Source organism: Streptomyces sp. NPDC003393 (assembly GCF_053589015.1).
Genome location: NZ_JBSFRB010000004.1, coordinates 198,207 through 211,200 on the forward strand (window position 1 = coordinate 198,207; position 12,994 = coordinate 211,200).

General features: G+C 71.0%; 12 protein-coding genes and 1 riboswitch. Of the genes, 10 read left to right on the forward strand and 2 right to left on the reverse strand.

What is annotated here, in order from left to right; genetic code table 11:
- Positions 1-71 precede the first annotated feature (71 nt).
- The 8 genes from ACWDUZ_RS06270 (at position 72) to ACWDUZ_RS06305 (ending at position 8,930) form a co-directional block, all read left to right on the forward strand.
- Positions 72-1,460, forward strand: a complete 1,389-nt coding sequence (locus tag ACWDUZ_RS06270) for an alpha/beta fold hydrolase (protein WP_451630622.1) — start codon at positions 72-74, stop codon at positions 1,458-1,460.
- Between the two features lie 100 nt (positions 1,461-1,560).
- Positions 1,561-2,901 (forward strand): cytochrome P450 family protein, encoded by a 1,341-nt coding sequence (locus ACWDUZ_RS06275; RefSeq protein ID WP_451630623.1) that lies wholly within the window; start codon positions 1,561-1,563, stop codon positions 2,899-2,901.
- Positions 2,902-3,060: 159 nt separating this feature from the next.
- Positions 3,061-4,182 (forward strand): transglycosylase family protein, encoded by a 1,122-nt coding sequence (locus tag ACWDUZ_RS06280; protein WP_451630624.1) that lies wholly within the window; start codon positions 3,061-3,063, stop codon positions 4,180-4,182.
- Positions 4,183-4,364: 182 nt separating this feature from the next.
- Positions 4,365-4,530, forward strand: a riboswitch (cyclic di-AMP (ydaO/yuaA leader).
- A gap of 4 nt (positions 4,531-4,534) precedes the next feature.
- Complete coding sequence (locus tag ACWDUZ_RS06285; protein ID WP_451630625.1) at positions 4,535-5,227, forward strand: transglycosylase family protein; 693 nt, start codon at positions 4,535-4,537, stop codon at positions 5,225-5,227.
- 296 nt (positions 5,228-5,523) lie between these two features.
- Positions 5,524-6,810 (forward strand): phosphopyruvate hydratase, encoded by a 1,287-nt coding sequence (eno, locus tag ACWDUZ_RS06290; RefSeq protein WP_451630626.1) that lies wholly within the window; start codon positions 5,524-5,526, stop codon positions 6,808-6,810.
- Between the two features lie 121 nt (positions 6,811-6,931).
- A complete protein-coding gene (locus ACWDUZ_RS06295; RefSeq protein ID WP_451630627.1) occupies positions 6,932-7,417 on the forward strand; it encodes an FtsB family cell division protein in 486 nt (161 codons plus the stop codon).
- A gap of 26 nt (positions 7,418-7,443) precedes the next feature.
- Entirely contained in the window at positions 7,444-7,992 is a 549-nt protein-coding gene (locus ACWDUZ_RS06300) for a DUF501 domain-containing protein (RefSeq protein WP_451630628.1), read from the forward strand.
- The gene (locus ACWDUZ_RS06305; RefSeq protein WP_451630629.1) at positions 7,989-8,930 is read left to right on the forward strand and encodes a Ppx/GppA phosphatase family protein; all 942 of its coding nucleotides are present in this window, start codon (positions 7,989-7,991) and stop codon (positions 8,928-8,930) included. Before ACWDUZ_RS06300 ends, ACWDUZ_RS06305 begins: the two co-directional genes overlap by 4 nt.
- A 4-nt stretch (positions 8,931-8,934) precedes the next feature.
- Here the strand turns inward: ACWDUZ_RS06305 and ACWDUZ_RS06310 are convergent, their stop codons facing one another.
- Both ACWDUZ_RS06310 and ACWDUZ_RS06315 read right to left on the reverse strand, forming a co-directional pair.
- Positions 8,935-9,204 (reverse strand): type II toxin-antitoxin system RelE family toxin, encoded by a 270-nt coding sequence (locus ACWDUZ_RS06310; protein WP_451630630.1) that lies wholly within the window; start codon positions 9,202-9,204, stop codon positions 8,935-8,937.
- On the reverse strand, positions 9,201-9,473 hold the full coding sequence (locus ACWDUZ_RS06315; protein ID WP_451630631.1) for a type II toxin-antitoxin system Phd/YefM family antitoxin: 273 nt from the start codon (positions 9,471-9,473) through the stop codon (positions 9,201-9,203). Before ACWDUZ_RS06315 ends, ACWDUZ_RS06310 begins: the two co-directional genes overlap by 4 nt.
- Before the next feature lie 577 nt (positions 9,474-10,050).
- Here ACWDUZ_RS06315 and ACWDUZ_RS06320 point away from each other — a divergent pair.
- Positions 10,051-11,433: an NAD(P)/FAD-dependent oxidoreductase gene (locus ACWDUZ_RS06320; protein ID WP_451630632.1), complete on the forward strand. Its 1,383-nt coding sequence runs from the start codon at positions 10,051-10,053 to the stop codon at positions 11,431-11,433.
- A 215-nt stretch (positions 11,434-11,648) separates the two neighbouring features.
- Complete coding sequence (locus tag ACWDUZ_RS06325; protein WP_451630704.1) at positions 11,649-12,956, forward strand: class I SAM-dependent methyltransferase; 1,308 nt, start codon at positions 11,649-11,651, stop codon at positions 12,954-12,956.
- Positions 12,957-12,994: the final 38 nt, after the last annotated feature.

The window sequence follows — 12,994 nt, forward strand, 5'->3', positions numbered from 1 at the left end:
GAAGGACCCGGGCGGGGGCGCCCGTACCGCCCGTACGGAGGGCGCGGGGGGCACGGAGACCCCGGTCACGGGTGACCGTGGCGCTCGCCGCCGCCGGAGTCCTGCTGGTGTCGGGCACCTGCACCTCGGCGGCGCAGGACCGGCAGGGCGGGGCGGCCGCGGCGCCGGCCGGGGAGAGCGGGGGACTCTCCGGCGCCGCGGCCTGCCCCGGCCTCGAGGGCTTCACCTGCGCGACCCTGAGCGTCCCGCTCGACCACCGGGGGCGCACACCGGGCCGGCTCGGCCTGAACGTCGCGATGGCGGACAACGCCAAGGCCCCCAAGGGCGTCCTGCTGTTCCTGACGGGCGGCCCGGGCCAGCCGGGCGTGCCGTTCGTGCAGCGGATCAGCGAGAGGATGGCGCCGGTCCTGAAGGACTACCGCCTGGTGATGATCGACCAGCGCGGCACCGGCGGGGGCGCGCTGCAGTGCCCGCGGCTCCAGCAGGAGATGGGCGCATCCGACCTCACCCCGCCCACCGAGCAGGCGGTGAAGGACTGCGCCGCGGCCGTCGGCGAACAGCGCCGCTTCTACAGCACCGGTGACACCGTCGCCGACCTGGAGCTGCTGCGCCTCGCGCTGGGCGTACGGAAGTTGACCCTGGACGGTGTCTCCTACGGCACGTACACCGCCTCGCGGTACGCGCTGGCGCACCCGGGCCGTGTCGCACGGCTGGTGCTGGACTCGGTCGTACCGCAGAGCGGGTACGACCCGATGGACCGCGCCGCCCTGCGCGCGGCACCGCGCGTGCTGCGGACGGCGTGCGCGGCGATCCACTGCACCACGGACCCCGCGGCGGACCTCGCCGAGGTCGTGGACACCTACGGCAACGGCGTCGACGTCATCGACGCGCTGACCACCTGGGAATTCGTCGACCCGGACTACGCGGAGATGATCGACGCCCTGCACAAGGCCGCCGGCGGCGACCCCGGACCGCTGCACGGCCTGATCGCGGGCACCCGGCAGGGCAACGCCGCGACCGCCGAGGAGCTGAGCCAGGGCCTGCACGCCTCGACGCTGTGCCTGGACGGCCGTTACCCCTGGGGCAGGTCGGACGCCCCCCTGGCCGGACGGCGCGAGGCGCTGGAGAAGGCGGGCGCCGGGCTGACCCCCCACGACTACGGCCCCTTCGACGCCGCCACCGCCACGGGCCTCGGCTCGATGCTCAGCTGCCTGCACTGGCCGCTCACCCAGGCGCCCCCGCTGCCGTCGCCGCACCGCAGGCTCCCCGGCGACATCCCGGTCCTGCTGCTCGGCGGCGACCGTGATCTGTCGACGCCGGTGGAGTGGCTGTACGACCAGAAGAAGCTCACCCCGCGCGCCGAGGTCGTGGTGGTCGAGGGAGCCGCGCACTCGGTGCAGAGCAGGGCCGCGAACGACGAGGGCCGGCAAGCGGTGTACGACTTCCTCCTCAAACACTGAGCGGCGTTCCTCCTGGGCGGGGCCGCGTGCCACAGGTGCGCTGCCCCGCGCCGACGGTCCGGGGCGGGCCGGTCACGGACCCCCGGGATACGGTCGGAGAGTGACCGACCAGTCCCGGACCGACGAGCCCCAGCAGCCCGCCCCCGAACTCTTCACCTGGGAGTTCGCGAGCAACCCCTACCCCGCCTACGCCTGGCTCCGCGAGCACGCCCCCGTGCACCGCACCCGCCTGCCCAGCGGAGTCGAGGCCTGGCTGGTCACCCGTTACGCCGACGCCCGGCAGGCCCTGGCCGACCAGCGTCTGAGCAAGAACCCCGCGCACCACGACGAGCCGGCGCACGCCAAGGACAGGACCGGCATCCCCGGCGAGCGCAAGGCCGAGCTGATGACGCATCTGCTCAACATCGACCCGCCGGACCACACCCGGCTGCGCCGCCTGGTCAGCAAGGCGTTCACGCCCCGCCGGGTCGCCGAGTTCGCGCCGCGCGTGCAGGAGCTGACCGACCGGCTCATCGACGGGTTCGCGGACCGCGGCACCGCCGACCTCATCCACGAGTTCGCCTTCCCGCTGCCCATCTACGCCATCTGCGACATGCTCGGCGTCCCGCGCGAGGACCAGGACGACTTCCGCGACTGGGCGGGCATGATGCTGCATTTTCCCGGGGGCAAGCCCTCGGACCCCCAGGGGCACGGAAAGAGCCCGCGGGGTGGCGTCGCGCGGTCGGTGAAGAAGATGCGCGGCTACCTCGCCGAGCTGATCCACCGCAAGCGGCAGGCGCTGCCCGCGGAGCCGGCCCCCGGCGAGGACCTGATCTCCGGCCTCATCCGCGCCTCCGACCACGGTGAGCACCTCACCGAGAAGGAGGCCGCCGCCATGGCCTTCATCCTCCTCTTCGCGGGTTTCGAGACGACCGTCAACCTGATCGGCAACGGCGCCTACGCCCTGCTCACCCATCCCGAGCAGCGACACCGCCTCCAGGACTCCCTGGCCCGCGGCGAACGCGGCCTGCTGGAGACCGGCGTCGAGGAACTGCTCCGCTACGACGGCCCGGTGGAGATGGCCACCTGGCGGTTCGCCACCCGGCCGCTCACCATCGGCGGACAGGACATCGCGGCGGGCGACCCGGTGCTCGTCGTGCTCGCCGCCGCCGACCGCGACCCGGAGCGGTTCGCCGACCCGGACACCTTGGACCTCGGCCGGCGCGACAACCAGCACCTGGGGTACGGGCACGGCATCCACTACTGCCTCGGCGCCCCGCTGGCGCGCCTGGAGGGCCAGACCGCCCTCGCCACGCTCCTCACCCGGCTTCCCGACCTCCGACTCGACGCCGAACCGGACGACTTGCGCCGGCGTGGCGGACTCATCATGCGGGGACTGCGGACGCTGCCCGTGCGCTTCACCCCGGCAGAGCGTGGCCTCCCACCGGCAGAACGGCGTTGACGGAAGCAAAGGTGACACACGTTCAACTGTGTGATCTTCACGTGATCTGCGCGGCATGAACTTGTGACGGAGGATCCTCAGCCGATACGTTCACGCATCAGCGTGGCGTACGAGCATCACCCGTCACGTCGGTATCTGTTGTCGCCGAAAGGTCCTTGCATGCTCTCCGGGAACGGCCGTCACCGTCGCCCCCGTCAGGCTCCGGCCCTCTTCGTCACCGCCGGAGTGACCGGCTCCGCCATCGCCATCCCGCTCCTCGGCGCCACCGGCGCGCACGCGGCCGACGGCACTACGTGGGACAAGGTGGCCCAGTGCGAGACGGGCGGCTCCTGGAGCGCCGACAACGGCAACGGCTACTACGGCGGTCTGCAGCTGACCCAGGACGACTGGGAGGAGTACGGCGGCCTCGACTTCGCCCCGAGCGCCGACCAGGCCAGCCGGTCCCAGCAGATAGCCGTGGCCGAGAAGATCCTCGCCGACCGGGGCCCCGGCGCCTGGCCCACCTGCGGCCTGCTCTCCGGGCTCACCAAGGACACCGGTGCCGCGAAGGTCGACACGGGTCTTGGCTACGACTCGTCCTCGAGGTCCGGTTCCTCCCGCTCCTCCGGTGCGTCCCACTCGTCGCATGCGTCGGGATCGTCGGAGTCGAGTGATGCATCCGGCACGTCCGGATCGTCCGATGTGAGTGACCCCGGGCTCGATGACTCGTCGCGGAACAACGGCAACTCCGGTTCGTCCTCGTCCGATTCGGACGCCGGCCTCGGTGCCGGATCCTCCTCTTCGGGCGATTCGTCCTCCGCATCCCCCGTGAATCCGTCCGACGCGCCCTCGCGGTCCGGCGAGCAGGGCGGCGCCCCCGAGTCCGGTGCGACTCCCGGGTCCGGCACGGAGGGTGTCGCGACGCCCGAAGCGTCGCCTTCGACCGCACCCGACCGGGACGACTCGGACAACTACCGGCAGAGTGTCGGATCTTCGGCTCTCGTCGACACCGGGGCCCTGGGCACCGGCCGGCACCGCGGCGGCAGCGCCGCCGAGGACCTGACGGAGAGCGCGGCCGGCGGCCGGCACGCCTCCCGGGGCGACGGCGGCGCGCACACCGCCTCCGCCGACTCCTACACCGTCCGCGCCGGCGACTCGCTCGCCTCCATCGCCGACTCCCTTGACGTCCACGGCGGGTGGCACGCCCTCTACGACGCCAACGAGGCGGCCATCGGCTCCGACCCGAACCGCATCGTCGCCGGTCAGAGCCTGGATGTCCCGGTCGAAAGCGCCCAGAACTAGCAGGAGTTCACGTCACACTTCGTACTGAATGTCCCATTCGGTGAAAGTGTGGGATGAGTCTCAGAAGCCGTGATCGTCTTTGAAATCCCGTCGATCTCGTGTCTACGGTCATGACCGCTCGCCACCGCGAGCCCCGGCTGCCGCCACGCCGAATCCTGCCGGCGGCCGCACGGGAACAGTCGTCGCGTCGAGCGCCGTAGGCAGGAGCGGGGGACCCAAGGTAAGTGCCGCAGCGGGCAGTTCGCCCGAGCGGCTTGGGGTGTAGCCGTGCCTCTTCGAGGGCACGGCCGGGCAACTCAACCGGCCCGAACCCGACAGCTCACCTCGCAGGCGTCGGTGAGGGGATCCATCCATGCTGTTTTCCGGCAAGGGCAAGCACCGTCGTTCCTCCAAGGCCACCCGCGCCATCGCACTCGCCGGTGTCGCCTCCGCCGCCGTCGCCGGCCCGCTGATGGCGGCCGGCAACGCTTCCGCCGCCACCGCCTCCGAGTGGGACGCGGTCGCCCGGTGCGAGTCCGGCGGCAACTGGTCCATCAACACCGGCAACGGCTTCTACGGCGGCCTGCAGTTCACGAACTCCACCTGGGCCGCGTTCGGCGGCACCGCCTACGCCCCGCGCGCCGACCTGGCCTCCAAGGCGCAGCAGATAGCCGTCGCCGAGAAGGTGCTGGCGGGTCAGGGCAAGGGCGCCTGGCCGGTGTGCGGCAAGGGCCTGTCGAGCACCCCCTACAGCGGTGCCACCGCCCCCGCCGGCAGCGCCGCCAAGAGCACCGCGCCCAAGAGCACCACCACCCGCTCCACCGAGCAGCAGGCGGCCGACCGCTCCGCCACGCGTCCGGCCCCGAAGAAGACCGTCACCACCCCGGCCGGCAAGAAGGTCGAGAAGGGTGACGGCGAGTACAAGGTGGTCTCCGGTGACACGCTCAGCTCCATCGCCGCCGAGCACCACGTCAAGGGCGGCTGGGAGAAGCTGTTCCAGCTGAACAAGGACATCGTCGAGGACGCGGACCTCATCTTCCCCGGCCAGCAGCTGCACCTGAAGTAGGCGGCGCGGGCCGCGGGTCCGCTCCCCTCCCGCGGGCTCCCCGTCCCGTGGGTCCCGTCCCCCCAGTCCCCCCGCCCCGGCGCGTGTTCCCCCGTACGCGCCGGGGCGGGGCCCTTTTCGCCGGCGGTTTCCCTCGACTTTCCGCAACTGCTCCCTCCTTTTGTTCCGGTGTGGAACAATGTGGCCGTCACCCTGTCCACGGGACGGTCGGTCGGACGGCCGGGGCCCGGGGACGGTTAGGCTCTAGTCGCAAGGCTCACAAGCCCCGCACTTTCAGCGTCACATCCACGAAGGAGATGCTCGTGCCGTCCATCGACGTCGTCGTAGCCCGGGAAATCCTGGACTCCCGAGGCAACCCCACGGTCGAGGTCGAGGTCGGCCTCGACGACGGCAGCACGGGTCGTGCCGCCGTTCCGTCCGGCGCCTCGACGGGTGCCTTCGAGGCCATCGAGCTGCGCGACGGGGACCCCAACCGCTACCAGGGCAAGGGCGTCGAGAAGGCCGTCCTCGCCGTCATCGAGCAGATCGGCCCGGAGCTCGTCGGCTACGACGCCACCGAGCAGCGTCTGATCGACCAGGCCATGTTCGACCTGGACGCCACCGACAACAAGGGCTCCCTCGGGGCCAACGCCATCCTCGGTGTCTCCCTCGCCGTCGCCCACGCCGCCTCCGAGGCGTCCGACCTCCCGCTCTTCCGCTACCTGGGCGGCCCGAACGCGCACCTGCTGCCGGTGCCGATGATGAACATCCTGAACGGCGGCTCGCACGCCGACTCCAACGTGGACATCCAGGAGTTCATGATCGCTCCGATCGGCGCGGAGTCCTTCTCCGAGGCGCTGCGCTGGGGCACCGAGGTCTACCACACGCTGAAGAAGGTCCTGAAGACCAAGGGCCTGTCCACCGGCCTCGGCGACGAGGGCGGCTTCGCCCCGAACCTCGGCTCCAACCGCGAGGCCCTCGACCTCATCCTCGAGGCGATCAAGGAGGCCGGGTACGCGCCCGGCGAGCAGATCGCCCTCGCGCTCGACGTCGCCGCCTCCGAGTTCTACAAGGACGGCAAGTACCTCTTCGAGGGCAAGGAGCGCTCCGCCGCCGAGATGACGGAGTACTACGAGGAGCTCGTCGCGGCCTACCCGCTCGTCTCCATCGAGGACCCGCTGTTCGAGGACGACTGGGCCGGGTGGAAGGTCATCACCGACAAGCTCGGCGACAAGGTCCAGCTGGTCGGCGACGACCTGTTCGTCACCAACCCCGAGCGTCTGGCCCGCGGCATCGAGGAGGGCACCGCCAACGCCCTGCTGGTGAAGGTGAACCAGATCGGCTCGCTGACCGAGACCCTGGACGCCGTCGAGCTGGCCCAGCGCAACGGCTTCAAGTGCATGATGTCCCACCGCTCCGGCGAGACCGAGGACGTCACCATCGCCGACCTGGCCGTCGCCACCAACTGCGGCCAGATCAAGACCGGCGCCCCGGCCCGCTCCGAGCGCGTCGCCAAGTACAACCAGCTGCTGCGCATCGAGGAGATCCTCGACGACGCCGCCGTGTACGCCGGCCGCAGCGCCTTCCCGCGCTTCAGGGCCTAGGCCGAGGTCTCCCGGGGCCGACCCGACCCGGGGTGAGGCTCAGCCAGTCGCCCGTACGTCTCCGTGCCCGGTCCCGTACCGTGTCCGGGGACGTACGCACGTGTGCAGGGGAGGCGGGACCATGGCCGTGAAGGACCGGAATGACCGGGACCGGTTCTCCACCACGACCAGGCTCAGGCTGCTCGGCGAGCAGACCGCGGCCCGCGTCTACCGCTCCCAGACCCGGCGTCAGGCCCGACGCTCCCGGCTCACCGGGCGGGCCGCGCTGCTGGCGCTCGTGGTCTGTTCGCTGGTGGTCGCCCTGGCCTACCCGATGCGGCAGTACGTCTCCCAGCGTGCCGACATCACCGACCTGAAGCGACAGAAACGGCAGGCCCAGGAGCGGGTCGAGCAGCTGCGCGACCTGAAGGCGCGCTGGCAGGACGACGCCTACGCCGAGCAGCAGATCCGGCACCGGCTGCACTATGTGCTGCCCGGGGAGACCGGGTACATCGTGGTCGACCCGGGAGCGGCCAGGCAGTCCCGCACCGAGCGGGAGACGGCTCGCCGCCCCTGGTACACCAACGTCTGGTACCAGGTCGACAGGTCCGACGCCGGCCACCAGTGAACCGACAGAGAGATTTCCCCACAGGCATGGAAACACCCCCGCCGCCCACCCCGCGCACCGAACCCACCGACGCGGACGTCGAGGCCTTCAAGCAGCAGCTCGGGCGGCCGCCGCGCGGGCTGCGCGCGATCGCCCACCGCTGTCCGTGCGGACAGCCGGACGTCGTGGAGACGGCCCCCCGGCTGCCCGACGGCACACCCTTCCCCACGCTGTACTACCTGACCTGCCCGCGGGCCGCGTCGGCGATCGGCACGCTGGAGGCCGACGGTGTGATGAAGGAGATGACCGAGCGGCTGGCGAGCGACCCGGAGCTGGCGGCGGCGTACCGGGCCGCGCACGAGGACTACATCCGGCGCCGGGACGAGATCGAGGAGCTGACGGGCTTTCCGAGTGCGGGCGGCATGCCCGACCGGGTCAAGTGCCTGCACGTCCTGGTCGCCCACTCGCTGGCGGCCGGGCCGGGTGTGAACCCCCTGGGCGACGAGGCGATCGCCATGCTGCCGGAGTGGTGGCGCAAGGGTCCGTGCGTGACGGTGCCGGGCGAGCCCGCCGCGAGTGAGGAGGACGCCAAGTGAGCCGGGTCGCCGCCATCGACTGCGGTACGAACTCCATCCGTCTGCTCGTCGCGGACGCGAACCCCGAGACGGGTGAACTCGTCGACCTGGAGCGGCGCATGACGATCGTGCGGCTCGGCCAGGGCGTCGACCGCACCGGCCGGCTAGCGCCGGAGGCGCTGGAGCGCACCTTCGCCGCCTGCCGCGAGTACGCCCAGGTCATCAAGGAGTACGACGCGGAACGGCTGCGTTTCGTGGCCACCTCCGCGTCCAGGGACGCCGAGAACCGGGACGAGTTCGTGCGCGGGGTGGTGGACATTCTCGGTGTCGAACCCGAGGTGATCACCGGCGACCAGGAGGCCGAGTTCTCGTTCACGGGTGCGACGAAGGAACTGACGGGTCGTGACCATCTGGAACGCCCGTTCCTGGTGGTGGACATCGGCGGCGGCTCCACGGAGTTCGTCGTGGGCGAGGACCATGTGCGGGCCGCGCGCTCGGTGGACGTGGGCTGCGTCCGTATGACCGAGCGCCACCTGGTGCGGGACGGCGTGGTGAGCGACCCGCCCACCGAGGCGCAGATCGCGGCGATAAGGGCCGACATCGACGCGGCGCTGGACCTCGTCGAGGAGACGGTCCCGCTGCGCGAGGCACGCACCCTGGTGGGGCTGGCGGGGTCCGTGACGACCGTGTCGGCGATCGCGCAGGAGCTGCCCGAGTACGACTCGGCCCGCATCCACCACTCCCGTGTCTCCCACGACCGCGTCCGCGAGATCACCGGTGCGCTGTTGCACTCCACGCACGCCGAGCGGGCCACGATTCCGTCCATGCACCCCGGCCGGGTCGACGTGATCGGCGCCGGCTCGCTGGTCCTGCTGGCGATCATGGAACGGATCGGCGCGGAGGAGGTCGTGGTCAGCGAGCACGACATCCTCGACGGGATCGCGTGGTCGGTGGCCTGACCGCCTACAGGTTGCGGTACGCGTCCCGCCGGTCGCCCACCTTGACGACGAGGATGACGAGTTCGCCGTCGTTGATCTGGTAGGCGACCCGGTAGTTTCCGACCCGGAGCCGGTAGAGCCCGGACGGGCCGGTGAGCTTCTTGACGTCGGCGTCCTCACGGTACGGGTCGTCGCCGAGCGCGGTCAGCGCGGTCAGGATGCGCATGGCGTCGGGTCGGCTGACGGCCCGGAGTTGTCGCTGCGCCGCCGTGGTGAACCGGAAGGCGTACTTCACGCCGCCTCGCCGCCATGCTCGGTGAACAGATCCGCCAGCAATTCCGCCATCGTCACGGTGGGGCCGCCCTCGGTCAGGACCGCCTCCGCTTCGCGCGCCAACATCACGTCGGCCGCCTCCTCCAGCGCTTCGAAGTCCGTGATCGGAACCACGGCAGCCACCGGTGTGCCGTTGCGCGTGATGACCGTCGGGATGCCTTCCTCGGCCCGGTTGATGTGGTCCGCGAGATGCGCGCGGGCCTCTCGTATGGTCACGGTGTTCTCAGCCATGAGGTTAGTGTACGCGCGTTCGTGTACACATGCGGGTCTGGACGTCGCGTGGCTCGGAGAGTCGCGTGCGTGAGCGATCCCTGGCAGGATCGCGTGGTCGGTGGCCTGAAAGGGCGGCCGGCCCGCCGGAGAGGGTTCGCTTCCCGCCTGTATGCTACTGCTCGGTAATATCGCCTGAGCAGGAGCGATGCCCGGATGAGCGGGGTCGGCCGGACCCTCTGGGCAGCCGGACGGCAGCCCGACGGGAAACTTCGTGAAGTTCTTCACAAGGAATTCGGTCCAAGAGGCGGGTCCCTCGGCCCTCAGGGGGTCTTCTGGGCCCCTTGTGGACCTCCCGGGGTGCTGGGAGCCTTGTTCGCGGGAGGTTCCGCGAGGGTCGGACTGAGCCCCTCTGCGGGGGGTGTGGGGACCGGGAGCAGCAGCTCACGCGCCCTTGACAACGGTCACTGCCGGGCGCCGGTTCCGTTCCGGTGTCATGATCTCCGTCACGTGGGTCGCGGAGTTTAGCACAAGGCCTGTCGAAGCTTGTGAAGGGGCGCACGAGGTGCCCCCCTGAGCCGGGTGGATACTCGATGGCATGAGCACCACGGAGCGTCCCAGGATCCTCGTAGTAGGCGGTGGGTACGTAGGCCTGTACGCAGCTCGGCGCATCCTCAAGAAGATGCGCTACGGAGAGGCGACCGTCACGGTCGTCGACCCCCGGTCGTACATGACCTACCAGCCCTTCCTCCCCGAAGCCGCCGCCGGCAGCATCTCCCCTCGGCACGTCGTCGTCCCGCTGCGGCGCGTCCTGCCCAGGGCGGAGGTCCTCACCGGCCGGGTCACCACCATCGACCAGGACCGCAAGGTCGCCACGATCGCCCCGCTGGTGGGTGAGGCGTACGAGCTGCCGTTCGACTACCTGGTCATCGCGATGGGCGCGGTCTCCCGCACCTTCCCGATCCCCGGCCTCGCCGAGCAGGGCATCGGCATGAAGGGCATCGAGGAGTCCATCGGCCTGCGCAACCACGTGCTGGAGCAGCTGGACAAGGCCGACTCCACCACGGACGAGGAGATCCGCCGCAAGGCGCTCACCTTCGTCTTCATCGGTGGTGGCTTCGCCGGCGCCGAGACCATCGGCGAGGTCGAGGACATGGCCCGGGACGCGGCCAAGTACTACACCAACGTGTCCCGCGAGGACATGCGCTTCATCCTCGTCGACGCCGCGGACAAGATCCTGCCCGAGGTCGGCCCGAAGCTCGGCCAGTACGGCAAGGAGCACCTGGAGAGCCGTGGCGTGGAGATCTACCTCTCCACCTCCATGGAGTCCTGCGTCGACGGTCACGTGGTGCTCAAGAACGGCCTCGAGGTCGACGCCAACACCATCGTCTGGACGGCCGGCGTCAAGCCGAACCCGGTCCTCGCCCGCTTCGGTCTGCCGCTCGGCCCGCGTGGCCACGTGGACACCGCGGCCACGCTCCAGGTGCAGGGCACGGACTACATCTGGGCCGCCGGCGACAACGCCCAGGTGCCGGACCTCGTCGGCCGCAAGGCGGGCAACGAAAACGCCTGGTGCCCGCCCAACGCGCAGCACGCGCTGCGCCAGGCCAAGGTCCTCGGCGACAACGTGGTCTCCGGCATGCGGGGCTTCCCGCAGAAGGAGTACAGCCACGCCAACAAGGGCGCGGTCGCGGGCCTCGGCCTGCACAAGGGCGTCGCGATGATCGTCCTGGGCAAGATGAAGATCAAGCTCAAGGGCCGTCTCGCCTGGTACATGCACCGCGGCTACCACGGCCTGGCCATGCCGACCTGGAACCGCAAGATCCGCGTCTTCGCCGACTGGACCCTCAGCATGTTCCTCAAGCGCGAGGTCGTCTCCCTGGGCGCCATGGAGAACCCCCGCGAGGAGTTCTACGAGGCCGCCAAGCCCGCGCCGGTGCCCGCCGTGAGCAAGCCGGAGGCGAAGGCCAAGGCCTCCTGACCGACGCTCACCGGTCCACCTCTCGGAAGGGGCCGCCCGCCATCCGTGGTGCGGGCGGCCCCTTCGGCGTCCCCGAAGCGGCTCCGGACCCCGAATGTGTGTGCGCTGCAACTGTTTTGCCCAGTCGTAACCCGCTTGCGGGACTGCGCGGAAGGCATCCTGGTGTTTACGTGGTGGATGACATTCCGGCGTTCGTCGTCACGGAGGTGCGCACCATGCCCGACGCCGCGCTGCGGCTCACAGAACTGCTCGAACAGCTGCTGGGTGCCCCGCTACCGGTGCGCGTCCGCGCCTGGGACGGCTCGGAGTCCGGGCCGCCCGGGACGCCGACCCTCGTCGTGCGCAACCGCCGCGCGCTGCGCCGGTTGCTGTTCAAGCCAGGCGAACTCGGTCTGGCCCGCGCCTGGGTGGCCGGTGACCTGACCGTCGACGGTGACCTCTACACCGCCCTGGGCCTGCTCTCCGGCCTGATCTGGGAGCGCGGGGAGGACGCCGGAGGCCTCGCCCGGACCCTGCGCGACCCGCGGGCGCGGGCCGCCGTCCTGGGCCTGGTGAAGCTGGCGGGACCGCCACTGCCGCCCGCCCCGCCCGCCGAGGAGGTCCGCCGCCCCGGCCACCTGCACACCCGGCGCTCCGACAAGCGCGCCATCAGCCACCACTACGACGTCGGCAACGACTTCTACGAACTCGTCCTCGGCCCGTCCATGGTGTACTCCTGCGCCTACTGGCCGGCCCCCGAACCGGACGCCACCCTCGAGCAGGCCCAGCACGACAAGCTGGAACTCGTCTGCCGCAAGCTCGGCCTGAAGCCCGGTCAGCGTCTCCTCGACGTCGGCTGCGGCTGGGGCTCGATGGCCATCCACGCGGCCCGCGAGCACGGCGTGAGCGTCGTCGGTGTCACCCTGTCCCAGGAACAGGCGGCGTACGCCCGCAAGCGCGTCGCCGACGAGGGGCTGACCGACCGGGTGGAGATCCGCATCCAGGACTACCGCGACGTGGCCGACGGGCCGTACGACGCGATCTCCTCCATCGGCATGGCCGAACACGTCGGCGCCGCCCGCTACCTGGAGTACGCGAACGACCTGTACGCCCTGCTGAAGCCCGGCGGACGGCTCCTCAACCACCAGATCGGCCGCCGCCCGCAGCGCGACGAGTCGGCGTACCACGTGGACGAGTTCATCGACGCCTATGTCTTCCCGGACGGCGAACTCGCCCCCATCGGCAGCACCGTCACCCAGCTGGAGCGCGCCGGCTTCGAGGTGCGCGACGTGGAGTCGCTCCGCGAGCACTACGCGCTCACCCTGCGCCGCTGGGTCACCAACCTGGAGGCGGACTGGGCGCGGGCGGTACGGCTCACCAGCCCCGGCCGCGCCCGCGTCTGGCGGCTGTACATGGCGGCCTCCGCCCTCGCCTTCGAGCGCAACCGCATCGGCGTCAACCAGGTGCTGGCCGTGAAGACTCCCGAATCCGGCGAGTCGGGGTTCGCGCTGCGGGCCCGTACGTGGGGTGCACCGGCCACCTGACGGACGACCCGCGCCCGCGCCGAGGGGCCCCGTTCCGC